Raw genomic sequence first — 23,879 nt, forward strand, 5'->3', positions numbered from 1 at the left:
CATGGTGGCCCTCCTCGAGCTGGTCGAATCGATCGCGCTGCGCGTGGACGCCGAAGGTCGCGTGACCGCGGCGTCGCCCGCCGCGGCCCGCTGGCTGGCCGCGCGGACCGGGGCGCCCGGCCTCGGCGCGCTGTTCGGCGCGGCGTCGCCGGAGTCGCTGCGCGGCCTGGTCGAGAGCGGCGGCAAGGCGGTGCCCGCAGAGCCATGGCCCGAAGGACCTGTCGTATGGGACCTGTCCTTGGAGCCATCCGACGCGGTGCTGGCGGTCGGGGTGGCGATCCGCCCGGCGCGGGCGCTGGCGTCGCAGCTGGCGAGCGCGACGCTGCTCGACAAGAGCCTGGCGCTGGCGGTCCTGCCGCGTGAGGCGGCGGCGCCGCTGGGCGAGCGGCTCCAGCCCAAGGCGTACCGCGAGGCGACGGTGATGTTCATCGACGCGGTCCAGTTCTCGCGCCTGGCCGCCCGCGTCGACCCGGTCACCTGCCTCAAGCAGCTCGATTTCTTCTTCTCGGCCTTCGACCAGATCACCTCGGCGTTCGTGGTCGAGAAGCTGCGCACGGCCGGCGACACCTACGTGGCGGTGTCGGGGATCCCCCAGCGCCGCCTGTCCCACGCGGTCGACGCGACGTTCGCGGCGCTGCGCTGCGCCCAGGTGGTCGCGTCGGGGCTGACACCGATGGTCGACGAGTGGGACTGGAGCTTCCGCATCGGCCTCCACTCGGGGCCCTGCATCTCCGGCGTGCTCGGCTCGAAGAAGCCGGTCTACGACCTGTGGGGCGACACGGTCAGCGTCGCCAGCCACGTCGAGCGCATCGGCCAGCCCGACTCGGTGTGCGTGTCGGGGGCCGTCCGCCAGCTGATCGAGCCGTTCTTCGCGCTCGAGTTCATGCAGACGACGGTGACCCGCAGCGTCGGCGAGATCGAGGTGTTCGCGGTCCGCGGGCTGCTCCCCGAGCTGCAGGCCGACGGCCAGGCGCTGGTCGCCAACGCGGAGTTCGCCGAGCGCTACGAGTCGCGCTTCGGCACGCCGTGCCCGGCCGCCGCGCTCGAGGCGCTCGGGGTCGAGCTCGGACAAGGGCTCGAAGACTTCTGAGCGGTGGGATGGCTGATCGGGCATGTCCGAAGGGGCATGCCCGTCGGGCAATGTCGTCGAGGACATGTCCTCGAGTTCAGGCCGCGTCGCTTGGGGGCGGGTAGCGACGAGCAGGGGCCGCCGGGCGCGCCGAGTGAGAACGCGGGCGACGAGCGTGCCCGAGGTGTGCGACGCCTCGCGGGCTCGATCAGGCGCCTGCGCCGGCGCCCGGACCCGAGCGCCCGTTCAATCGCGGCGGTAGTCCTTGAACAGGTAGGCGTAAAAGCCGACGACCTCGCGTAGCAGCGACCACGGCTCGCGCAGCTCGAGGTCGAGCTCGGCGTGGGCGGCGGTGGCCTCGACGCCGAAGCGACGCAGGGCCAGCTTGGTGCGGGTGAGGTGGTAGTACTGGCTGACGGCGATGGCGGAGCGCTCGCCGCGGGCGCGCAGGTCGGCGGCGACGAAGCGGGCGGTGGCGTGGGTGTTGACGCCGCCGCGGTCGACGGCGATGCGCTCGGCCGGGACGCCGCGGGCCACCAGGTAGTCGCGCATGACGTCGGCCTCGTGCGGGCTGCCGGGGTCCTGGCCGCCGCTGACGATGAGCCGCGGGACCAGGCCGGCGGCGTAGAGCTCGGCGGCGCGATCGAGGCGCAGCTGTAGGCGGCGCGCGGGCTCGCCGGCGGGGCTGACGTGGTTGCCGAGCACGACGGCGACGTCGGCGGGGCGGCCCTCGTCGGTGCAGCCGTCGACGCTCAGGACGAGCAGGTGCACCAGGCCCCAGGTGCACAGCAGGGCGAGAAGGCGGAGGATGGTCTTTCGCACATGTGCCATGCGACATGTCCTCATGGACCTGTGATGGTCGCGGCGGGCGGGCGCACGGCCAGGCAGGTGAGCTGGGCCGAGTCGGGGGCGTAGCGGAAGCCGGCGTGGGCGGCCAGGAGGCGGCGCACGTAGCCGTGGAGGCGCTCCGGTCGCATGGGCCGCGAGGCGACGCCGGCGGCCCCGGTGGTGTCGAACACGCGCACGCGGCCGAGGCGATCGCGGGCGGGGTCGACGATCATCATGTGATGGTACATGCGCTCGCCACCGCGGGCACGGGCGCGGTGCGAGACGCTGCAGAGATGAAGGGCGTCGGCTGCGAGGGCGGCGAGCAGGCCGGCGGCGCCGAGGCTATCGAGGCGAAGGTCGAGCAGGTCGAGGCCGCGTGGGAGGGCGCCGGCGGGCAGGCGCGCTGCGATCTGGAGGAGGGCGGCGCGGCCGGCGTGGGCGCCGTCCTGGCACGACTCGAAGCCGCCGGGCGGATCGCAGGGGACGAGGTCGGCGAGCTCGAGCCGCGGCAGCCACAACAGGCGCACGCCCTCGAGGAAGCCGCCGAGGCAGCCGAGGTCGTATGTCCCCGGGGACAGCTTGATGGGGCGACCGGCGTCGGTGCGGCAGAAGCCCGCGGGCTCGCCGAGGCGGATGTGCCCGAGGCGCTCCCAGGCGTCGATCTCGGCCCAGCGATCCGGCTCGAAGGCGAGTTCGAGGCCGCGGAAGACGCCGGCGGGGTCGCGCGCGCGCAGGGCCGCTGCGAGCGCGGGCGGGACGCGCGGGTAGTGGGCGAGCGAGGGCCAGCGCGTGAGCAAGTCAGCGTCGCGGGGGTCGACGGGCTCGCGGTGCACGGACGGGCGCGCCGGGGCGCCGGGGACGGGCGCTGGCTCGACGCCGGGAGGGAGGTCGGCGGGCGCATCCGGAGCGGTCGGCTCGCCGCAGGTCAGCGCGGCGGTCAGGCCAGCGGAGAGCAGCTGCGACCGGCCCATCGGACGCATCTACCGCAGCGGTGGGCTTTCGTCGAGTCGTCGCGCAAGCCGGCGCCGGCGGCTCCTCGAGGCGAGCATGGCCGCGCACTTGCGTCGATGCGTGCAAGGGGTGAGGCCGTGAGGCGCAGCGAGGGCGCTCGTCATCATGCAGGACGAAGCGGGCTGCGATGCCGCGGTCACGGCCGGTGGGAGCGCGTTCGGGCATGGCGAACGTACGTGGCTTTCAGGGCATGTCCCGGGGGACATGCGTGGAAACCGGTCGGGCCGGGCCGATTGATGGGTGTCCGATCGGGCATGTCCCAGGGGACATGCTTATGAACCGGTCGGGCCGGGCCGATCGACGGTGTCCGATCGGGCATATCCGAGGGACATGATTGGGAACCGGTCGGGCCGGGCCGATCGACGGGTGTCCGATCGGGCATGACGCAACGGACATGCCTTTTAAAAATTGTCGGAAGGGGCGTGCCCGCGAGTGCAGGTCAGTGCGAGGCGGCGATCACGGCGATCGTGCGCCGCAGCACCAGGAACTGCCAGGTGTCGGTCAGGGGCAGGGCGGGGATCGTCACGCTGCCGTCGGGGCCGGCGACGACTTCGCCGTGGTCCTGACCGAACGACCAGGCGACGCGCTCACCGGGGCGGCAGCGGAACGCCTGGGTGCGGCGCGGGGTGACATCGACGAACGCGGGCAGATCGGCCATCACGCGGTCACCCTCGCTCGGGTAGCCGGGCGCGGGCGGGTTGGCCCCGTCGCCGTCGTGGACGCGCAGGGCGAACTGCAGGCGATCGACGGTGTCGACCACCGAGGCGCCGTCCCAGCGGAGGAACCGGCCGAGCGCGCCAGCGACGGCGCCCTCCCAGCCGGTGTCGCCGGCGACCGCGACCGTGCCGGCGAAGCCCTTGCTGGCGCTCCAGTCCTGCTTGCCGTTGCCAGCGCCGACGCCCGGGTCGTCGTCGAGCGACGAGTAAGAAAAGGCGGGGAACGCCCGGTCGCGGCGCAGCGTGGCCTCGTCGCCGTGGATCGGCGCCCACGAGCCGGTCCACCAGCTGTCCCCGAGGACAGGATCGGCGACGCCGTGGCCGCCCTCGTCCCAGATGGCGAAGTGGCCGACGCCGCGGCTCTGCAGCGCGTCGTAGAGGCTCTCGCCGGTGCGCGGGCTCGGCAGCACGGCGGCGCCGAAGTGGATGGTCGGGTCGTCCTTGCCGTGCTTGAGGAACAGGAACTGGTCGCGGGCCTCGCTCGAGTCGGCGAGCGCGCGCGTCAGGTCCATGTGATCCCAGGCCGACAGGCCGCCGCCGCCGTCGAGGTCGAGCTCGGGGGCGCCCCACCAGCTGGACAATTGGGTGATCCGCGAGGGTCGGTGGTTGCGCGCGATCGCCTGGCCGAGGCGGGCGTCGACGTAGGCGAAGTGACGCCCGCGCAGGAGGCCGAGCAGCATCGCCCCGGCGCCGCCCATCGAGCTGCCGAAGACGTGCACGCGCTCGGGGTCGGCCTCGGGGTGGTGACGCAGCACGTACTCGACGAGGTGGAGCACGCGGCGCACGGTGTAGTCGGGGGCGGCGCCGCCGGCGGTGGGGTCGACGTCGGGCAAGGACGCGGCGTAGCCCCACCAGTAGGTGTTGTCGGGGTCGTGCGGGGAGATCCGGATCTCGCTGGCCGAACCAGTGCCGCCGGGGTTGGCGGTGCCGAAGCCGTGGAGGCCGATCCGCACCGGCACGCCCTCGGGCGGGACGTCGAGCGGGACCATGACCTTGGCGACGAACTCGCGGCCGGCGTAGCCCGGGCTGTCGAGGTAATCATCTGTCTTTTGGGACAGGGTGTAACGGACGTAGCCGCTGCCGTCGAGGAACTCGGTGTCGACGACCTCGGGCCACGGCGGCTGGATGGTGTCGCGCACGACGACCTCGAAGGTGGTCTCGACGCGCGACTCGCCGTCGTGGGCGAGCACGGTGACGGTCCAACTGTCGCCGCCCTGGGTGAAGTCGGGGGTGAAGCGGAAGGTGCGGGTCGGCTCGTCCCAGGTGGCGCCCGGCGGCAGGCCCTGCAGGTGGACCCGCAGGGCGCCCGGGTCGGCGACGTCGACGACTTCGAGGACGAGACCGACCTCGGTGTCCTCGTCGACGCCGACCTCGGCCGGCACGAGGATCCGCGGGGCCGAGCGATCGACGGCGAGGGTCAGCGGTGCCGAGTCCTCGTCGTCGCGGCGCACGAACACCGGGTAGTCGCCGCGCTTGCGCGGGCCGCTGCGGGCGTGCAACTCGCCGCCGGAGACGAAGGTGGTGGGTAGCGCCTGGCCGGCGACGACGACGACGCTGGAGCGAGTGAAGCCGGCGCCGGTGACGTGGAGGTCGAACTCGACGCTGCCAGGGGCCGGGTCGGGCGAGAGGGCGTCGAGCTCGAGCGGCGCGAGCTCGGGGCCGCCGATCGGACCCTGGCTGGCGGGCGGTGGTCGGGGCGAGGACGGCGTTTCATCCGCGGGAGCGGCACCGGACGGGCCGCTGTAACAGCCGGCGAGGACGAGCCACGCGAGCGTGAGGCACGCGCGGGAGACCTGGCCAGAGCACGACAACATGCTTTGATTCTTCCCACGACGATCGCCGATCCGCCAGCGACGCCGGCGAGAAATTGTGTGACGTCGTTGCAAGGGCAACGAGCGGGCGTCCTGCGATCCGGCGCACACGTGGGTCCACGTGGCCTTCCTGGGGCGATCGTTCGCCGTGGCCAGCCCGCGGACCTCGGTGCTCGCCGGAGGGCGATTGCCACATGGCGGAAAGGACAGGCGACGATCAGTTCGGGTGGCGCTCGAGCCAGGCGTCGACCTCGGCCCGGTAGTGCTTCGCCCCTGCCTTGCGGAACAGGGTCTGCGCGGAGACGGCGAGGGACCGTGCTCGAGCGCGGTCTCCGCGGCTGTCCCAGAGGACCTGCGCCAGCTGGAACTCGGCGTGGGCGCGCTGGATCGGGGCGTTGCGCGGGTCGAGCAAGCCGAGGCTGCGCTCGAGGTCGCGGCGCGCGTCGTCGAAGCGCGCCTGGCCCTGCCGCACCTTGGCGCGGGGGGTCAAGACCTCCGACATCCACAGCGAGTCGACGCCGTAGTTGCGCTCGATCGCGGCGACGGCGGCGTCGGCCTCGCGCTCGGCCGCGGTCAAGTCGCCGAGGCCCGCGAGGGCGACGGCCCGCATGGCCCGACTGACGGCGGTATAGAGGTTGTCCTCGCCGAGCACCGTGGCCGCGAGCGGCAGGGCGAGGTCGATGTGGTCGCGGGCGGCGGCATAGTTGTTGCGGGCCAGCTCGATCTGGGCCAGCGCGAGGTGGGCCAGTACGGTGCCCTGTGGATCGGGGCTCTGAGCCGAGCTCCAGATAGCGAGTGCGCGAGAGGCGTGCTGCTCGGCCAGGCCGAGCTCGCCGCGCACGAGCTGGACCGAGGCGAGTCGCTCGAGCATGGCGGCGACGCGGGTGCTCTCGGGGCCGAAGTTGTGCTCCCAGATCGCGCGCGCCTCCTCGAAGGCGTCGAGCGCGGCGGTGAAGTCGCCGCGCTGGGCGGCGATGTCGGCCAGGGCCGAGAGCGGGAAGGCGAGCCGCTCGTGGCGCGGGGGCAGGGCGGCGCGGAGGATCGCCAGGGCGGCGCGCTGGTGCTGCTCGGCGGTGTCGAAGTCGCCGCGCAGGGTGGCGACGTTGCCGAGGTCGGCCAGCGAGAAGGCGTTGCTCGGGTGAGCCTCGCCGTAGATGTCGCGGCGCAGGGCCAGGAGCTCGTCGAAGATCGTCTGCGCCGGGCCGAGCTGGCCGAGGCTCATGTGGACGTTGGCGAGGTTCTGCCGGGTGGTGACGGCGGCGGCCGAGCGCTCGGGCACGCCCTCGAGCGAGCGGCGGTAGTGGTCGATGGCGGTGACGTACTCGCGGCGCGCCTCGGCGATCTGGCCGCGGCGGAACTCGAGGTCGCCGCCGAGGCCGGGCGGACGTCCGAGGCGCTCGTAAAGAGCCTCGGCGTTGCGCAGCCACGGCCGGGCGTCTTCGGGGTGGCCGAGGGTCTGCGCGAGGCGGCCGGCGAAGGCGCTGGCGGTGGCGAAGGCCAGGCGATCGTGGCCGACGGCGAGCGCGCCCCAGTAGGCCTCGCCGTATACGCGGGTGCCGTCGTCGTACTTGCTGGCGACGAACAATTGCTCGGCGAGCTCGGCCAGCACCTGGGTGTGCAGCGGGCGGTAGCCGAGGGCGCGTGCGCGCTGCTCGGTGGCCTCGAGCAGGGCCAGGCCGGCGCCCGGGTGACCGGCGGCCGCCTCGGCGGTGGCGACCGAGAGCTGGTCGCGCAAGGTCTGGACGGCGTCGACGATCGCGGGCGCGGGCGCGTCGACCTCGGCCTGCAGGGCGTCGAGGTCGGCGCAGCGGGCGGGCGGGGGCAAGGCCTCGACGGCGTCGTGGGCGTGCTCGACGGCGTCGGCGTCGGCTCCGACGAGCACGCCGAGCAAGGCCTCGAGCTCGTGGCGGCGATCCTCGAGGCAGTGCATGCGCCTGTCCAAAAGGTCATGTGATTGTTCGCCGCGGATGTTGGCGGCCGCGCACGCGTCGGTGTGACCGGCGATCCACGCCTCGGCCCAGGCGTCGACGCGGGCGCCGGCGCGGGCGGCCGCGTCGCGGGCGTAGGGCAGGCCGGTGGCGGCGAAGGCGGCGTCGAGACCGGCGCGCCGCTGCGGGTTCCAGGTCGGGGCGAGCGCCTCGGCGGCGCCGGTGCACAGGGCGGGGGCGTCGGGAAGGACGGCGAAGGCGATCGCGCCGGCGATCAGCGCCGCGCCGCCGCCGGCGAGGGCCCAGCGCCGACGGTCGCGCCGCAGCGGCCGTTCGAGCGCGCCGAGCAGCGCCTGCATCGAGGGCCACCTGTCCCCGGGTTCAGGTGAGAGGCCGCGCAGGATGGCGCGGTGGATCGCGGGCGGGACCCGGATCGCGCGCCGCGGCGGATCGAGGCGGCCCTGGGACTTGGCCGCCTCGAGGGCGAACAGGTTGTCGCCGCTGAACGGGCGGTTGCCGTAGAGGCCCTCGTAGAGGGCGACGCAGAAGCTGAACTGATCGGCGCGCTCGTCGATGGCGGCGCCGCCCCGCTGCTCGGGGGCCATGTACGCCGGGGTGCCGACCACGGTGCCTACGCGGGTGAGCGGGCCGGACACCAGCGACGAGGACAGCGGATCGAGCGGAGCGTCGAGGTCGGGGGTGGCGCCGGCCGGGTTCACCTCGACGTCGCCGGCGGGCCGCGCCAGGCCGAAGTCGAACACGCAGATCCGACCTGTCTCTCCGACCAGGACGTTGCCGGGCTTGAAGTCGCGGTGGATGACGCCGACAGCGTGGGCGGCGATGAGGCCGCGGCCGGCGGCGAGGAACACTTCGACGATCTCGCGGACGCCGCGGACGCGATCGTCGAGCCACTGCGCGAGGGTGATGCCGGGCACGTACTCCATCACCAGGAACACGCCGCCGGCGTGCGGTGATCTGGCCTTCGGGACAGGATCGGTGCGGCGCGGGCCGATCCTCATCGTCGTGAGCGCGTCGGCGTCGTACGAGCCGACGTCGTGGACGGCGACGACGTTGCCGTGCGACAGCCGGGCCAGCGCCTGGGCCTCGCGCAGCAGGCGGGCGTGGGCGGCGTGGGCCGGACCGTCGCCGGGAGCGACGCGCAGCAGCTTGATCGCGACCTTGCGATCGAGGCTGGGATCGTAGGCGAGGTAGACGACGCCCATGCCGCCGGCGCCGAGGCGACGCATGAGCACGTAGCGGGTGAGCTGGAGCGCGCGCTCGCGCTGCGACAGCGACGAACGATCGAGGTCCGGCGGCCGGGCCGGGGCGCGCGCCGTGGGCGAAAGATCTCCGGCCAGAGTCGCGTCGGTGGCGAAGTCGGGGCGCGGAGGAAGGTCGCCGACAAGCGTGGGATCGGGGTCCGGCCCAGAGGATGGTGGGGTGGGATCACCGCCGGCGCGCGACATCTGCGGGTCCAGGTTATCCCGGCGTCGCATCGATGTCGTGCCGGGCTTGAGGCGCAATGCCGCGCGCCTGTATCATCCCGCCGATCGCATGACCGTCCTCGTCACCGGCGCCGCGGGTCACATCGGCGCGAATTTAGTCCGAACGTTGCTGTCTCGCGGCGAGCGCGTCCGCGTGCTCGTCCGCAATTCCCAGCGCGCGCTCGCAGGACTCGACGTCGAGCGGGTCCCTGGCGACGTGCGCGATCCAGACGCGGCGCGCCGCGCGACCGCGGGCGTCGATGTCGTCTATCACCTCGCGGCCCAGATCTCGATCTCGGGCGATCCGCGGGGCCTGGTGCGCGCCGTCAACGTCGACGGCGTGCGCTCGATCGCCGAGGCGGCGCTGGAGACGGGCGTGCGGCGCCTGATCCACTGCAGCTCGGTGCACGCGTTCGACCTCTACCGCGAGGGCACGAGCGGCGTGGAGGTCGACGAGCGCTGGCCGCGGGTCCCCGACGAGCCGGGCCACTTCGCCTACGACCGCTCGAAGGCGGCCGGCGAGCGGGCGCTCCGCGAGGTGATGGGCCGCGGCCTCGACGCGGTGATCGTGCACCCGTCGGGGGTGATCGGCCCGTACGACTTCGGGCCGTCGCGCATGGGCCGGCTGTTCCTGCAGCTGTACCGGCGGTCGCTGCCGAGCCTGGTCGACGGCGCGTTCGACTTCGTCGACGTGCGCGACGTGGTCGCCGGGATGCTGGCGGCCCAGACCCAGGGCGTGAACGGCGAGAACTACCTGCTGACCGGCCACACGGTCCACGTGCGCGACATCGGGGCGACAGCCGAGGCGATCACGGGGGTGAAGCCGCCGCGGCTAGTGACGCCGATCTGGCTGGCCCGCGTCGGGGTGCCGTTCTTCGGGGTCGCCGGCGCGGTGATGCGGCAGGAGCCGCTCTACACCCACGAGTCGCTGTCGGTGCTCTCGACGGGCGCCCGCTTCGACCACGGCAAGGCCGAGCGCGCGCTCGGCTACACGGTGCGGCCGTTCGCGGAGAGCGTGCGCGACATCTACGCGTGGTTCGACGCGGCGGGCATGCTCGGCAAGCGGCGCCTGCCGGGCAGCGGCACGCAGGTCTGAGCGGGCTGTCTCGCAGGACATGGCCGAAGGGTCATGTCCGCCGAGGCGCGCCCGAGCGGCAGGGGAGCGCCCGACCGCGCTCGCGGCGGTCGCATCCTCGCCAAGAAAATGCCCCGCGAGTCGGCTGACTCGTGGGGCATGTCGAAAAGAGCAGGTCCCTTCGGGCATGTCGTGAAGGACATGCCCCAAAGTTCACCAGGACGGTTTCTCTTCCTCGGGGCCGGGGTCGGGCTTGGCGGCGCCGCCGGCCGGCTTGTCCTCGACGACGGGCGGGGTCGCGGGCGGGGCGGCCTCGGGCGCGACGGGCGGGGCAGCGACCGGCGCGGGGGTGGGCTGGGGCTGGGCAGGCGGAGGGGCCGCGGTCTTGGTGTCGGCCTTGGTCTCGACTTTCTTGGCGTCCTTGCTGCCGCAGGCCGGGGTGGTCGCGGTGGCGAGCAGCATGGTGGCCGCGAGGAACTTCTCCAGATCGATCTTCATCGCCGTCTCCTTCGTGGCGCGGTCGCCGCGCCGATGTCGCGCGAGTATAACCCTGTCCGCCCGGCTCGCCATGGAACCGGCCGGCGCGCGGGCGGGGCGATCGGGCTCGGCCGCGCTGCGGTTCGGGATTCGCGGCGCGGCCGAGACCTGTCTCAAAGGCCATGTGCCGGAGCCGCGGGCGGGGCGGCGCGCGACGAATGCGTCGCCGGCCCGGTCGCTCCTTTCAAGTGCCGGAGAAGCGGGCGGCGCGGCGCTCGACGAACGACTGCATGCCCTCGCGCGCGTCGTCCGAGCCCATGATCGCGCGGACGTCGTCCATCATGGTGGCGAGGGCGGCCTCGGGCCCGCGCTCGACGGTGGTGCGGGCGGTCGAGAGGGTGGCGCGCACGCCGAGCGGGGCCTGGGCGGCGATGGTGGTCGCGATCTCGAGGGCGCGCTGGACCTGCTCGCCGGGCGCGACGACCTCCTGGACCAGGCCGATCCGCAGCGCCTCGGCGGCGTCGAAGTTGTCGCCGGTGAGGAGCCAGCGCATGGCGTTGCCCCACCCGGCGACCTGCGGCAGCCGCAAGGTCGCGCCGCCGAACGGGAAGATCCCGCGCCGGATCTCGATCTGGCCGAAGCGCGCGTCGCTGGCGGCGATCCGGATGTCGGCGGCCAGCATCAACTCGATGCCGAGCGTGAGGCAGAAGCCCTGGACGGCCAGCACGACCGGCTTGCTGCGCACGCGGCCGTGGAGGCCGAGCGGGTCGACGGCGCCGGGCGGGAACAGCAGCTCGCCGCGGGCGACGGCGGGGCCGACCTCGGCGAGGTCGAGGCCGGCGGTGAAGTGGTCGCCGTGGGCGAACACGACGGCGCAGCGCAGCTGCGGGTCGTCCTCGAATTCGGTGAAGGCCTCGGCGAGCTGGCGCAGCATGGCCAGGTCGAAGGCGTTGCGCTTGGCGGCGCGGTCGAGGCCGATCATCTGCACATGGCCGTGTGTCTGGGTCGAGAGCCGGCGGTCGGTGGACATGCGCGCGAGTCTACCCCGCCGGGGCGAGGCGGGGGAGGCGGGTCACGTGGTCGGAGGGACATGTCTCAAGGAACATGAGAGGAGCTCGCGCGGCGACGGCGACGGAGGGCGAGCAGGCTGGCCATAAGGACAGGCGCGAACGGAGCGTCGATGCGGCAGCCGCAGCCGCCCTCCGGCGGGCCCGCGCCGGCCGAGTCGCTGCCCTCGCTGGTCCCGCCGGTGCTGGCGGGCGGCTCGGCGCCGGTGGTGGGGTCGCCGGTGGTCGGCGATTCGGGCGAGAGCGGGGCGAGCCACAGGTGGTTGGTGACGGTGCGTGGCTGGCCGTCGACGAGGACCTCGGCGCGGACGCGCGAGTGGCCGGCGGCGGGCGGCTCGACGACGAACGCGTGGGTGAACGGATCGCCGACGACGGGCACGGGCTCCTGCGGCTGGCGGTCGCGGACCAGGCGGACGCTCGCGCCCGCGGGCGCGCCGGTGACCCGCACGGTGAAGGTGGCGGCGGCCGATTCGAAGCTGTCCCCGGGGACATGTGTCCCGGAGGACAGCTCGAGCATGGGGTCGGCCGGGCCCTGCAGCTTGACGATGGTGCGGCCGGCGCGGAGGCCGGCAAGCATGGCGTCGACGGCGAGCGCGTCGGCGTACACGAGGGTGGTGGGGTCGCCGATCGGGCTGTCGAAGCCGCCGAGCTCGAGGCCGGCCTTGTGATCGTCGCTGCCGCCGATCGGGGCCGGGCGATGGCCCTGATCGCAGAGGTCGTCCCAGAAGCGCATGGCGTCGTCGGTGAAGAACTTGCCGGCCTTGTCGAGGCCGCCGGTGGCGATCTCGACGGCGCCGAGGCGCGCAGGATCGAGGTCCAGCTCCCAGGCGCAGCCGATGCACAGGTCGCCGAGCGCGAGCGCAGGGTGGTTGGCGCTCAGCACGGCGCCCTGCTGATCGTAGGCGTCGGCGGCGGCGGTGATGGTGACGCCGGGCTGGCCGAGCTTGTGGTCGACCCACGCGGTCGCGCCGATGGCGTTCATGTGGCCGGCGTAGGTCGTGAACTCGCAGCCGGGGACGAACAGGAGGTCGGGGTGGCGCGCCTGGGCGTCGGCGAAAAAATCGAGGTGGGTGGTGGTGTTGTGGTCGGTGACGACCACGAAGTCGAGGCCGCGGCCGCGCGCGAACTCGGCGATGGCGTCGAGGCTCGGCGAGGCGTCGCCGCTCTCGCGCGAGTGGACGTGAAAGTCGCCGGCGTACCAGCGCGGCGCGCCGCCGAGAGCAGCAGGCTGATAGGGCGCGCGCTCGGGCTGTGCGGGCGAGGTCGGGGCGTCACGCAGGGTGACGGTGATCAGGTACTCGCCGGGCGGCGCGGCGAGCTTGGCCTTGCCGACGACGACGCTCCATGTACCTGCAGCGAGCGGGCCGGGCACGTAGGAGCGCGAGGCGGCGGCCTCGCCGATGACGGCGTTCTCTTCGTTGCCGCCGCCCCAGCCGCGGAACACACCGCGCGGGTCGACGAGGCCCCAGTCGAGGATGTTGTCGTCCGAGAGGTCGTCGTGGGCGATCTCGATCTCGCGCGTGCCGACAGGGACCTCGAAGGCGACGAAGAAGTGGTCCAGGCTGTCTATCGGGACCTGTCCCTTGAGCTCCTGGACGGTCTCGGCGGCGCTCGCCCGGGCGAGCGGGACGAGCAACGCGAGCGAGGCGAGGGCCGGCCAGAGACGGGTCATGGAGGCACGATAGCGCACCGGCGGGCGGCGCGGTCGGGGCCGTCGCGGGCGACCGGGACGCTCGGGTACACTCGCGACCGATGGCCGAGCGCGACCCCGAAACCAACGTGGCCCTCGGCGAGGGCAAGCTGACGTTCCCGTGCGAGCAGTGCGGTTCGGCCCTCGAATACTCGCCCGGATCGGACCACCTGCGCTGCAGCCACTGCGGTCACACGCAGACGATCGGCGGCGAGAAGGCGGTCCTGGAACATGACTTTCAGGACATGTTGCACCGGCTGTCGCGCGCGCCGGCGTCGACGCTGGGCGGGCACAGCATCCAGTGCGAGGGGTGCGGGGCGCAGGCGATGCTGGCGGGCCAGGCCGGCCGCTGCGCCTTCTGCGGCGCGCCGGTGGTGATGGACGTGAAGGAGCTGGGCGAGATCGTGCCGCCCGAGTCGCTGCTGCCGTTCGGCATCGACGGCGCCAAGGCGCGCGAGGCGTTCTCGAGCTGGGTGCGCAAGCTGTGGTTCGCGCCGAACGACCTCAAGCGGCTGGCGCAGGTCCACGGCATCGACGGGGTGTACCTGCCGTACTGGACCTACGACTCGCAGACGACGACCCGCTACAAGGGGCTGCGCGGCGATCACTACTACGTGACCGAGTCGTACAACGACGCGCAGGGCAACCGCCAGACGCGGCAGGTGCAGAAGACGCGCTGGCGCCCGGCGAGCGGGACCGTGCATGTCGGCTTCGACGACGTGCTGGTGTGCGGGTCGCCGTCGCTGCCGCGGCCGCTCATCGAGAAGCTCGAGCCGTGGGACCTCGACAACCTGCGCGGCTTCGAGGCCGGTTACCTGAGCGGCTTCATCGCCGAGCGCTACCAGATCGGGCTCGAGGACGGGTTCCAGATCGCCGACGAGCGCATGCAGCCGGAGATCCGCGGGGCCATCCGCAGCGACATCGGCGGCGACGTGCAGCAGATCCTATCGATGAACGTCCGCCACGCGGACGTGAAGTGCAAGCACGTGCTGCTGCCGCTGTGGATCTCGAGCTTCCGCTACAAGGAGAAGGTGTTCCGCTTCATCGTCAACGCGCGCACCGGCGAGGTCGCGGGCGAGCGGCCGTGGAGCGTGGTCAAGATCGTGCTGACGGTCCTGCTGGTGGCGGCGGTGATCGCGGCGATCGTGGTGATCGCAAAGTCGCGCTGAGGTCGGCGAGTGCGGGCCTGTCCGGATGGACATGGTCCAGGACACATGTCCGCAAGGACAGCGACACCCTGTCCGTCGGGTCAGCCGTGCGGCGAGCGGTACCAGTCGTCGACGAGCGGGCGGATGGCCGCGAGGATCTCGGAGTGGTGCGCGCCGTGCGAGGCGACCAGGCCGTTGTCGTGGCCGAGACGCCGCGGATCGTAGGTCAGCGGGTGTCCCCACAGATCGGTGAGCGCGCCGCCGACGGCCCGCAACAGCGCCCACGGCGCGCAGGTGTCCCAAAGCTTGGTGCCGCTACGCGGGTGGACGTAGAGGTCGGCGTCGCCGCGCGTGATGACGCCGACCTTCACGCCGACGGAGCCGAGGCGAAGGTTGCGCTCGGGCGGGATGGCGAGGACTCGCATGACCTCGAGGGTCTTCGGGGAGGCGTGACTCAGGCTGCTGACGAGTCGCAGCTCGGTGAGCGGGCGAGCGCTGGCCTTCAGCGGCGCGGCCGCGCCGCTGTCGTCGACCACGAACGCCTCGCGCCGGTCGTGCGTGCAGACGCCCCAGGACAGTCGTCCGGCGCCCGCCTCATACACGACGCCGAGGACGGGTTCGCCGCCGATGCAGAGGCCGATCTGAATCGCCCAGCACTTCTCGCCGCGCGCGTACTCGGCGGTGCCGTCGATCGGATCGATGTACCAACAGCGCGCGACGTCGGCGGCTGCAGCGGCGTCGTCGGCGGACTCCTCGGCGACGACGGCGTCGCCGGGGAAGGCCGCGCGCAGCGCAGCGACCAGGCGTGTGTTGATCTCGGTGTCCGCGCGCGTGACCGGCCCGGCGTCGTCGGGCTTGTCCCGGGCCTGCATGACGTCGGCGCCACCTGTCTGATAAGCCAGGGCGAGCGCGCCGGCTTCACGGGCGAGCGAGAGGGCGAGTCGGAGCTCGGGTTCGAAAGTGGCCACGCGGAAACGCTTTCCGGCGCCCCTCGGGCGCTCTCTGAAGGGGCTGGAGAGATCTCACTGATGACCCGGCAAGGACGGGGTTATCAGGGGGTGCCCGATATGTAGGTTGAACTCAGGTAACCTGGCGACAAAACAGCGGAAATCTGCCCACTGTCGAGGCTGGCATTTTTTTCGCTGAACGTCATTTTTGGGGGTTACGAACCTTGTTCCAAGTTGCGCTTCCCGCGAAATCCAAGGTTCCGTCAGGCCAAAAAACCTGATAGTCATGAGGAATGTCACGTGTTCAGCGAGCAGGCCTACGACAGGGAATCATTCAAACCAGCCTCGAGATTGGGAGCGAACGCGGCGAAGAAGGGCTGACGATGCGCGGCATCGCGGCGCGTCTCGGCGTCAGCGCCACCGCGCTCTATCAGCACTTCGAGAGTAAATCGAAGATTCTCCGCGAGATCCGGATCTACGGCGCCGAACTGCTGCAGAGCGAGGTATTGGAGCCCGCAGCCGCGACCGACGACCCGGCGGAGCGCCTCGTCATCGCCGGCCGCAACTATGTGCAATTCGCAAAGTCGCACAAGTGGCTGTACTCGGTGATGATGGGGAACGAGCAGCTCGACTGGTCGCAGCACAACGCCGAGGAGGTCGACCTCCTCCTGCGCCCGCTGAAGACGTTCCAGGGCTGGCTGGAGGAGGGTACGGCGCGCGGCTGCTGGCGCGGTGACGTCGACCTGCAGCTCGCCTCCTTCCGCATCTGGATGTCTCTCCACGGGCTCTGCACGATGCTGCTGTCGGGGCGCATCAACGAGGGGCATCCGGCGTTCCCCCGCAAGGACGAGCAGAGCTTCGTCGACGAGTTCATCGCTTCGATGGTCGCCTGTCTCAAGCCCTGAGGGGCCTACGCGGGGACGAAGCAGGCGCCGCTGCTCTCGAAGCCGGGGGCGGGGGCGGGGAACAGGGGCTCGCAAAGGGAGGGCGATGCGCACTGCGCGTCGCCCTCTTTCGTGTCGCAGGTCGAGGTGCAGCAGTTGCTCGAGCCGCAGTTCGGCACCAGCGCGCCCGGCATGCACACGTACGTGGCCGCGCAGCCGCGACCGGTGAACTCCGAGCAGTTGGCGCCCTCGGTGCCCATGTCGACCTCGAGCATCATCTCGCAGATGAATCGATCCTTGCCCTGTCGACAGCCGAGTCCCGGCGGACAGATGGCCACGATCGGATCACAGCTGTCCGCGCAGTAGGTCGTGCCGCTGAACGGGCTGGTGGTGCACAGGCCCGGCTCGCAGTCGATGTCGTTGCGGCAGATCGGGAAACAGAGGCCCGAGGTCGGATCGCCGTCGGTCAGCGAGAGGCACACGGTCCCGGCACCGCACGCGTCCTGCCCGCTCTCGGGCGCGGGCGTGCACACCTCGAGCGGGAGCAGCGCGCCGTCGTCGGGCACGCACTTGAAGTGGTTCTGCAGGCCGCCCTCGCTGACGGCGGTGCACTTCTGTCCTTCGGGACATGCGGGGGTGCCGGACGGTTCACAGTCGAAGACCGGGGTGAGGTCCGGCGGCGGCTCGGACACGCCCGTGGTCGGATCGCTGTCGCTCAGGCCCTCGCTGTCTCCGCCGTCACTGTCGCTGTCGCCCTGGTTGCCCGCGCTGTCGTCGTCGTCGTAGGGGACGCGCTGACATGCTCCAAAGGACAGGAACGCGAGGACAGTCGCGAGGCGAGCGGCGGCGACGCCGGGGCGGCGAGGGTGGGCGTCGAGCATGCGCTCACAGTAGCAGGTGCTCGTGCGTCCGGCCTGATGCGTGCCGCGGACGGAAGGGCGGGTCCGATCGTGGACCGATGCTGGTCGAGGTCGATGCGCCGCGGACTGATGTCCGCGGTCCGCGGCCGTGCATGAGATGGCGACGAGCGAGCGACGTGACGCGGAGGAAGCCGACGGACGATCGTCCGTGCTCGCGTCGCGAACGGAACGCATGCGAGAGTCGGACTGTTGTCCGCATCGCGATCGACGCGATGTGCATAGCGATCGAGGCGAGCCGTAACCACTACAGTGGCTGGATGCGACGACGAGGGTGGTGGTCGCTCGAGTCCTCGCGCGGTGTGAACTGCGGACAGCGACTTCTCGCATCGGCGTAGCGAGGTCGACGCGCGGGCCGCACGAGAGGGACGCGCACGTCGGTGTTCGCAGACGCGGGACGAGGATCGTGCGCTGCGAATTTCGCGGACGCGAAGGTCCGTCCTCGCGGGCTTCGAGTCGCGCGAGGTCGACGCGTGAAGAGGTGCACTTTCGGTCTTCGCGGTCGCTCGCTCGCGCGGTGTCCCGGAGGCGCGGCACCTCGGAGGCGCGGCACCTCGGAGGCGCGGCAGCGACGCGGAGGGCGGGGCGGGTGCGCGACTTCGGGCGCGCCTGGCACACGCGCCAGCGCGGCCGAGGCGCGGCCGTCACTGGGCGGCGGTGCGCAGGTCGGCGAGGGCGGCCGCGCAGGCGTGGACGACCGTGCGGGCGTGGTCGAGGCCCTGCTGGGCGGCCTGGTTGGGCCCGCGGTGGAGCTGCACGAGCGCCTCGGAGCCCGCGGGGCCGGTGGTGACGGCCACGGGGATGGTCATGAGCGCGCGAGCGGCCTCGGCGGCGCGTGGTTCGAGCGGGGCCTGGTCCTCGGGGCGGCAGTCGCCGAGCAGCCGCAGGTGGTCGACGTAGCTGCGACCCCAGCGCGACTCGGCGGCCGCCAGAGCGTCGGCGGTGCCCTGGGCGCGGGCCCAGGCGACCAGGACGGCGTTGAGGGCCATGCCGGCGGCCCGGCGGGCGTGGGTGAGGGCGGTGCGGCGGGCGGCCACGTGGTCAGCGCCCGCCTCGAGCTCGGTCAGGGCGGAGCGCATCCACGCATCCGCATCGAGGCGCCACAGCCAGTGGGCCTCGGCCTCCGTCATCCGGAGGAGCTCCCGGAGCTGGTCGAGCTGGTCGAGTCGGTGGTCGAGCCCGTGGTGGTCGTCGTCGAGTCGGTCGAGGTGCTCGAGGTCGAGGTCGAGTCGGTGGTCGACGAGGTGGTCGTCGTGTCGGTGGTCGACGAGGTGGTCGTCGTGTCGGTGGCGGTGCCGTCGGTCGTCGTCGAGTCGGTGGCGGTGCCGTCGGTCGTCGTCGTGCTGTCGCTGGTGCCGGTCATCGACGAGGCGGTCGCGGAGCCGTCGGTCGGGCCGCTGGCGCTCTCGCTGTTGCTGTTGCTGCCCGGGCCGGCGAGGTCACGCTTGGACGGGAGGTCGTCGCGGATCGGCATGTCGGGCAGGCCGGGGCCGGCGGAGTCGGTGTCGACGCTCTCGGACACGACGCACTGACCGATGATGCCGGGCTTGAAGCAGACGTCGCCGGTCAGGATCTTCTCGCCCTCGGCGTAGCACTCGAGGCCGACGCCGCAGTCGCTGCCGCAGCGGCACGGGTCGCCGGCCTTGGGCCGACATGCGCCCAGCACGGCCAGCATGGCCAGCATGACGCCGGTGGCGAAGGTCGGGCGCGGGCGCAGCGGCGTCACGTGATCGCCTTGTACTCGATGCGGATGACCTCGTACTCGCGGTCGCCCTTGGGCAGCTTGACCACGACGTCCTCGCCGACGCGCTTGCCGAGCATGGCGCGGGCGATCGGGGCGCCGAGCGAGATCTTGCCCTGGGTGGCGTCGGACTCGTCCTCGCCGACGATGCTGTAGACGACCTTCTGGTCGTTCTCGACGTCGTGCATCGTCACCGTGGCGCCGAACGTGACCTTGTCTTCTTTGACAGTCTCGGGGTCGATGACCTGGGCCATGCCGATGCGCGACTCGAGGTAGCGCATGCGGCCGTCGAGCTGGGCCTGGCGCTCCTTGGCGGCGTGGTACTCGGCGTTCTCTCGCAGGTCGCCGTGGCCGAGCGCGGTCTCGATGTCACGGACGTTCTCGGGCCGATCGACTTCCTTGATCTGCTTGAGCTCGGCGCGCAGCTTGGCGTGGCCGGCGGGGGTCATCGGGATCTTCTGCTCGGTCATGGCGTGTCCTGAGTCGCGGACGGAGGCGCAGTCTCTCGATGATAATCCTGCAGGGTGCGAGCGACGAGGGTTTTTTCGCCGCTGCGCACCGCCTGGATCGCGCGCGCCGCGGCCATGGCGGCGGAGATCGTCGTAAAGTGCGGGATCTTCTGCATCAGGGAGGTGCGGCGGATGCTGAAGCTGTCGCGGATGGCCTGCGCGCCGACAGTGGTGTTGATGACCATGGCGATGGTGCCGTTGACCAGCGCGTCAACGATGTGCGGGCGGCCCTCCTTGACCTTGTTGATGAGCTCGCAGTCGAGGCCGGCGGCCCGGATGGCGACGGCGGTGCCGCGGGTGGCGACGATGCCGAAGCCGAGGTCGACGAGGTGGCGGACGACCGGCATGACGAGGTCCTTGTCGTCGTCGCGGACGCTGACGAAGACCCGGCCCGTCTGCGGCAGGACCACGCCGGCCGCCAGCAGGCCCTTGTAGAACGCGGCGCCGAAGTCGGCGGCGACGCCCATGACCTCGCCGGTGCTGCGCATCTCCGGGCCGAGGATGGTGTCGACGCCCGGGAACTTGTGGAAGGGGAACACCGAGACCTTGACGCTGACCTGGGCCGGCATGCGCTCGCGCAGGCCCATGGCGGCGAGCGGCTCGCCGGCGGCCACGCGCGCGGCGATCTTGGCGAACGGGACGCCGGTGGCCTTGGCGACGAACGGGACGGTGCGGCTGGCGCGAGGGTTGACCTCGAGCACGTAGACCTCGTCGCCCTGGCGGGCGAACTGGACGTTCATCAGGCCGACCACGCCGAGCTCGCGCGCGAGGGCGACGGTGGTGCGCCGGATCTCCGCGAGCACGCCCGGCGGCGCCAGCACCGGCGGCAGCGAGCAGCCGGAGTCGCCCGAGTGCACGCCGGCCTCCTCGATGTGCTCCATCACCCCGGCGATGACGACGTCCTTGCCGTCGGCGACGGCGTCGACGTCGAACTCGGCGGCGTTGTGGAGGAACTCGTCGACCAGCACCGGGTGGTCGGGCGAGGCCAGCACGGCCGTGCGCATGTACTCGTCGAGCTCGGCGCGGTCGTAGACGACGCGCATGGCCCGGCCGCCGAGGACGTAGCTCGGGCGCACCAGGACCGGGAAGCCGATCCGCTCGGCGATCCCGCGCGCCTCGTCGGGCGAGCGGGCGACGCCCCAGCGCGGGCAACGGACGCCGAGGCGCTGCAGCAGCTCGCCGAAGCGGCCGCGGTCCTCGGCGAGGTCGATCGCCTCGGCCGAGGTGCCGAGCAGCTTGTAGCCGGCCCCCTCGATCTCGGCCGCCAGGCGCAGCGGGGTCTGACCGCCGAACTGCACCAGCACGCCGACGATCTCGCCGCGGGCTGACTCATGGGCCAGGACCTCGAGGACATGTTCCGCGGTCAATGGCTCGAAGTACAGGCGGTCGCTGGTGTCGTAGTCGGTCGAGACCGTCTCGGGGTTGCAGTTGACCATGATGGTCTCGTAGCCGGCCTCGCGCAGGGCGAAGCTGGCGTGGACGCAGCAGTAGTCGAACTCGATGCCCTGGCCGATCCGGTTGGGGCCGCCGCCGAGGATGACGACCTTCTTGCGCGCGCTGACGTCGGCCTCGTCCTCCTCCTCGTAGCTCGAGTACATGTAGGGCGTGCCGGCCGCGAACTCGGCGGCGCAGGTGTCGATGCGCTTGTAGACGGGGCGCAGGCCGGCGGCCTGGCGGGCGTCACGGATCTCGCGCTCGGGCACGCCGCGGATCTGGGCGAGGCGGCGGTCCGACAGGCCGGAGCGCTTGGCGTGGGCCAACAGCGGGGCGCCCAGCGGGCCGGGGGCGGCGCTCTGGACCTCGGCCTCGACGGCGAGGATGGCCTCGATCTGGGCCAGGAACCACGGGTCGATGCGCGTCAGCTCGTGCACGCGCTCGGCCGAGACGCCGGCGCGCAGGGCGTTGCCGACGTGCCACAGGCGCAACGGGTGCGGCCGGCCGAGCGGGGCCTCGGCGGCGCCCAGGCCCTCGCCCTCGAGCGGGAGGTCGAAGCCGTGGGTGCCGGTCTCGAGGCCGCACATGGCCTTGCCGAGCGACTCGCGGAAGGTGCGGCCGATCGCCATGACCTCGCCGACCGACTTCATCTGGATCGTCAGTGTCTCGTCGGTGCCGGCGAACTTCTCGAAGGCGAAGCGCGGGATCTTGGTGACGACGTAGTCGATGCTCGGCTCGAAGCTGGCCGGGGTGGCGCGGGTGATGTCGTTCTGCAGCTCGTCGAGCGTGTAGCCGACGGCCAGCTTGGCGGCGAACTTGGCGATCGGGAAGCCGGTGGCCTTGGAGGCCAGCGCCGACGAGCGCGAGACGCGGGGGTTCATCTCGATGACGATCTGGCGCCCGGTCTTCGGATCGACGGCGAACTGGATGTTGCAGCCGCCGGTCGACACGCCGATCTCGGTGACGACCGCGCGCGCCGCGTCGCGCATGCGCTGGTACTCCTTGTCGGTCAGCGTCTGCGCGGGGGCGATGGTGATGCTGTCGCCGGTGTGCACGCCCATCGGGTCGAGGTTCTCGATCGAGCAGATGACGACGAAGTTGTCCTTCGCGTCGCGCATGACCTCGAGCTCGTACTCCTTCCAGCCGAGCACCGACTCCTCGACGAGGATCTCGCCGCGCATGCTCTCGGCCAGGGCGTGCTGGACGTGGGCCTCGAACTCCTCGCGGTTGTAGGAGATGGCGGCCCCGCTGCCGCCGAGAGTGAAGCTGGCGCGGATGATGGTGGGGAAGCCGAGCTGCTCGAGCGCCGCCCACGCCTCGGCCACCGAGTGGCAGTAGAAGCTGCGCGGGACGTCGAGGCCGATCTTCTTCATCGACGCCTTGAACTTGTCGCGGTCCTCGGCACGCTCGATGGCGTCGAGGTCGGCGCCGATCAGCTCGACGTCGTACTTGGCCAGGATCCCGCGCTTGCCGGCCTCGATGGCGAGGTTCAGCGCGGTCTGGCCGCCGACCGTCGGCAGCACCGCCTGCGGCCGCTCGGCCTTGAGCACGCGCTCGAGGAACTCGGGGGTCAGCGGCTCGACGTAGGTCCGATCGGCGAGATCGGGGTCGGTCATGATCGTCGCCGGGTTCGAGTTGATGAGGACCACCTCGTAGCCCTCTTCACGCAGGGCCTTGGTGGCCTGGGTGCCCGAGTAGTCGAATTCGCAGGCCTGACCGATGACGATCGGGCCCGAGCCGAGGACGACGATCCGGCGCAAGTCGGTGCGGCGCGGCATGGCAGGTCAGCGCTCCTTGATGTGGGTGCCGTCGAAGGTGTGGTCGTTGCCGATGGCCTGGTTGATGACGTCGCGGTGGGCGCTCACGTCCCAGCCGAGGCGCGCGAGGCCGGTGAGGACCCGGGTGCGCAGGCGCAGCGAGTCCTCGGCCGGGTTGCCGATGCGAGCGACCAGCGGATCGAGCGAGCGCGGCTCGCCGATGTCGAGCAGGGCCTCGACCGCGAAGAAGCGGACACCCTCGTCCGGATCCTCGAGGTAGCCGGCGAGGATGTCAGGCACCCGCGGGTCGTCGATCTCCTGCAGGTGGGTGAGCAGCTGCAGCTTGGCGCTGGGGTCGCGCTCGTAGCCCGGCGCGTGGTGGGCCAGCAGGGCGTCGAGGATGTCCCACTCCTGCTCCTTGTTGGCCAGCTCCTCGACCACGCGCAGCACCCACGCGATGTTGTCGCTCTGCAGCGAGAACTCCTTGGCGGCCGGCAGCACGGTGGCGAGCGGGAGGCCGAGCAGGCGCTTGTAAAGCCAGCCCTTCTCCTCCTCGTCCTCGATGCTCTTGCTGGCGTTCATCGTGAACCGCTTCATCAGGCCGACGATCGCCGGGATCTCGGCCATCTCGAGCAGCTGCTCCATCGCGTAGTAGCGGTCGGCCGACTGCGCGTACTGGTTCTGGACGGTCTTGATGTGCTTGTCGAGCTTGCTCTTGCTGCGACCCGCGCTGCTGAAGAGGTCCTTGAGTCCCACGTTCGTCCCCGTGTCGCTGCGGGCGCGCCGGCCCGCGGTTTTCGGCCCGGTGGGCCGCGTAGCAAGAGCCCCGGCGGGGCTCCTCGAGATCGGGCCCAGAGGTGCCCGCGTGCAAGTGGCCCGTGGGCCGTGAAGCAAAATTAAGGCCCGTGGGCCGTGAAGCTGGGGCGGGCCGGTCGTCGCGCGGCCCGGGCGCGGCGGCGCCGTGAGGCTGCCCGCGCGCGCGAGGACAGGGGCGGAGGAGCCGCCCCGTCGCGCATGAATTGGTCGCTCATGAAGTGGAAGATGCGCCGGTCATGGTGGTGGCGCCGGTCGGGTCGGTGTCGTCGCCGGTGCTGTCGCCGCTGGTGCTGGTGCCGGTGGTCGGTTCGGGGGGACCGCCGCCGCTCGCGCCGGGGGCGCCGAGCTTGCACGCGCCGACCGAGTCGTCGTCGGGCGTGTCTTCGCGGTGGCAGCAGCCGTCGATCCGGCACTCGTAGCCGCCCGGGCACTCGCCGCCGTCGTCGGGGTCGCAGGCGAACTGCACCGCGTCGCTCGGGGCGTTGAAGCAGGCGGCCAGGGCGGCCGACCCGAACAGGAGGCCGGCCAACGTGGCTTTTACGACATGGCGCATGGGTCCTGTCCCTTTGG

General features: G+C 72.0%; 19 protein-coding genes. 4 read left to right on the forward strand and 15 right to left on the reverse strand.

From position 1 onward, the window contains the following. Position 1 precedes the first annotated feature (1 nt). Complete coding sequence (locus POL25_RS20765) at positions 2-1,090, forward strand: adenylate/guanylate cyclase domain-containing protein (RefSeq protein WP_272087859.1); 1,089 nt, start codon at positions 2-4, stop codon at positions 1,088-1,090. Positions 1,091-1,315: 225 nt separating this feature from the next. On the opposite strand, the gene POL25_RS20770 is transcribed toward POL25_RS20765, so the two are convergent. From POL25_RS20770 to POL25_RS20785, 4 genes are all read right to left on the reverse strand, one after another. Next, positions 1,316-1,900, reverse strand: coding sequence for a YdcF family protein (locus tag POL25_RS20770; RefSeq protein WP_272087860.1), 585 nt, complete (start codon positions 1,898-1,900; stop codon positions 1,316-1,318). A gap of 11 nt (positions 1,901-1,911) precedes the next feature. Beyond that, positions 1,912-2,868, reverse strand: a complete 957-nt coding sequence (locus POL25_RS20775) for a hypothetical protein (RefSeq protein WP_272087861.1) — start codon at positions 2,866-2,868, stop codon at positions 1,912-1,914. A gap of 479 nt (positions 2,869-3,347) precedes the next feature. Beyond that, entirely contained in the window at positions 3,348-5,438 is a 2,091-nt protein-coding gene (locus tag POL25_RS20780; RefSeq protein ID WP_272087862.1) for an alpha/beta hydrolase family protein, read from the reverse strand. 214 nt (positions 5,439-5,652) lie between these two features. Further along, a complete protein-coding gene (locus POL25_RS20785; protein ID WP_272087863.1) occupies positions 5,653-8,829 on the reverse strand; it encodes a tetratricopeptide repeat protein in 3,177 nt (1,058 codons plus the stop codon). A gap of 88 nt (positions 8,830-8,917) precedes the next feature. Here POL25_RS20785 and POL25_RS20790 point away from each other — a divergent pair, with 88 nt between their 5' ends. Further along, entirely contained in the window at positions 8,918-9,943 is a 1,026-nt protein-coding gene (locus POL25_RS20790; protein ID WP_272087864.1) for an NAD-dependent epimerase/dehydratase family protein, read from the forward strand. 192 nt (positions 9,944-10,135) lie between these two features. Here POL25_RS20790 and POL25_RS20795 read toward each other — a convergent pair whose 3' ends face one another. From POL25_RS20795 to POL25_RS20805, 3 genes are all read right to left on the reverse strand, one after another. Then, positions 10,136-10,420 carry a hypothetical protein gene (locus POL25_RS20795; protein ID WP_272087865.1) on the reverse strand — a complete coding sequence of 95 codons (285 nt, stop codon included), beginning with the start codon at positions 10,418-10,420 and terminating at the stop codon, positions 10,136-10,138. A gap of 223 nt (positions 10,421-10,643) precedes the next feature. Next, the gene (locus POL25_RS20800) at positions 10,644-11,429 is read right to left on the reverse strand and encodes a crotonase/enoyl-CoA hydratase family protein (protein ID WP_272087866.1); all 786 of its coding nucleotides are present in this window, start codon (positions 11,427-11,429) and stop codon (positions 10,644-10,646) included. 65 nt (positions 11,430-11,494) lie between these two features. Beyond that, complete coding sequence (locus POL25_RS20805; RefSeq protein WP_272087867.1) at positions 11,495-13,138, reverse strand: CehA/McbA family metallohydrolase; 1,644 nt, start codon at positions 13,136-13,138, stop codon at positions 11,495-11,497. Positions 13,139-13,218: 80 nt separating this feature from the next. Here POL25_RS20805 and POL25_RS20810 point away from each other — a divergent pair, with 80 nt between their 5' ends. After that, positions 13,219-14,325 (forward strand): TFIIB-type zinc ribbon-containing protein, encoded by a 1,107-nt coding sequence (locus POL25_RS20810; RefSeq protein ID WP_272087868.1) that lies wholly within the window; start codon positions 13,219-13,221, stop codon positions 14,323-14,325. Between the two features lie 80 nt (positions 14,326-14,405). Here POL25_RS20810 and POL25_RS20815 read toward each other — a convergent pair whose 3' ends face one another. Further along, a complete protein-coding gene (locus POL25_RS20815) occupies positions 14,406-15,272 on the reverse strand; it encodes a 3'(2'),5'-bisphosphate nucleotidase CysQ family protein (protein ID WP_272087869.1) in 867 nt (288 codons plus the stop codon). A 272-nt stretch (positions 15,273-15,544) separates the two neighbouring features. On the opposite strand from POL25_RS20815, the gene POL25_RS20820 reads away from it, so the two are divergent. After that, the gene (locus POL25_RS20820) at positions 15,545-16,156 is read left to right on the forward strand and encodes a TetR/AcrR family transcriptional regulator (RefSeq protein WP_272087870.1); all 612 of its coding nucleotides are present in this window, start codon (positions 15,545-15,547) and stop codon (positions 16,154-16,156) included. A 5-nt stretch (positions 16,157-16,161) separates the two neighbouring features. On the opposite strand, the gene POL25_RS20825 is transcribed toward POL25_RS20820, so the two are convergent. From POL25_RS20825 to POL25_RS20855, 7 genes are all read right to left on the reverse strand, one after another. Further along, complete coding sequence (locus POL25_RS20825) at positions 16,162-17,016, reverse strand: hypothetical protein (RefSeq protein ID WP_272087871.1); 855 nt, start codon at positions 17,014-17,016, stop codon at positions 16,162-16,164. 680 nt (positions 17,017-17,696) lie between these two features. Continuing rightward, the gene (locus tag POL25_RS20830; protein WP_272087872.1) at positions 17,697-18,182 is read right to left on the reverse strand and encodes a hypothetical protein; all 486 of its coding nucleotides are present in this window, start codon (positions 18,180-18,182) and stop codon (positions 17,697-17,699) included. Further along, entirely contained in the window at positions 18,179-18,778 is a 600-nt protein-coding gene (locus POL25_RS20835; protein WP_272087873.1) for a hypothetical protein, read from the reverse strand. Before POL25_RS20835 ends, POL25_RS20830 begins: the two co-directional genes overlap by 4 nt. Continuing rightward, complete coding sequence (gene greA, locus POL25_RS20840; RefSeq protein WP_272087874.1) at positions 18,775-19,263, reverse strand: transcription elongation factor GreA; 489 nt, start codon at positions 19,261-19,263, stop codon at positions 18,775-18,777. The genes POL25_RS20835 and greA overlap by 4 nt, the downstream gene beginning before the upstream one ends. Beyond that, a complete protein-coding gene (carB, locus tag POL25_RS20845) occupies positions 19,260-22,514 on the reverse strand; it encodes a carbamoyl-phosphate synthase large subunit (RefSeq protein WP_272087875.1) in 3,255 nt (1,084 codons plus the stop codon). Before carB ends, greA begins: the two co-directional genes overlap by 4 nt. A gap of 6 nt (positions 22,515-22,520) precedes the next feature. Beyond that, positions 22,521-23,249, reverse strand: coding sequence for a HEAT repeat domain-containing protein (locus POL25_RS20850; RefSeq protein ID WP_272087876.1), 729 nt, complete (start codon positions 23,247-23,249; stop codon positions 22,521-22,523). Between the two features lie 271 nt (positions 23,250-23,520). Then, positions 23,521-23,862, reverse strand: coding sequence for a hypothetical protein (locus POL25_RS20855; protein ID WP_272087877.1), 342 nt, complete (start codon positions 23,860-23,862; stop codon positions 23,521-23,523). Positions 23,863-23,879 lie beyond the last annotated feature (17 nt).

Source organism: Nannocystis bainbridge (assembly GCF_028368995.1).
Taxonomy (GTDB): domain Bacteria; phylum Myxococcota_A; class Polyangia; order Nannocystales; family Nannocystaceae; genus Nannocystis; species Nannocystis bainbridge.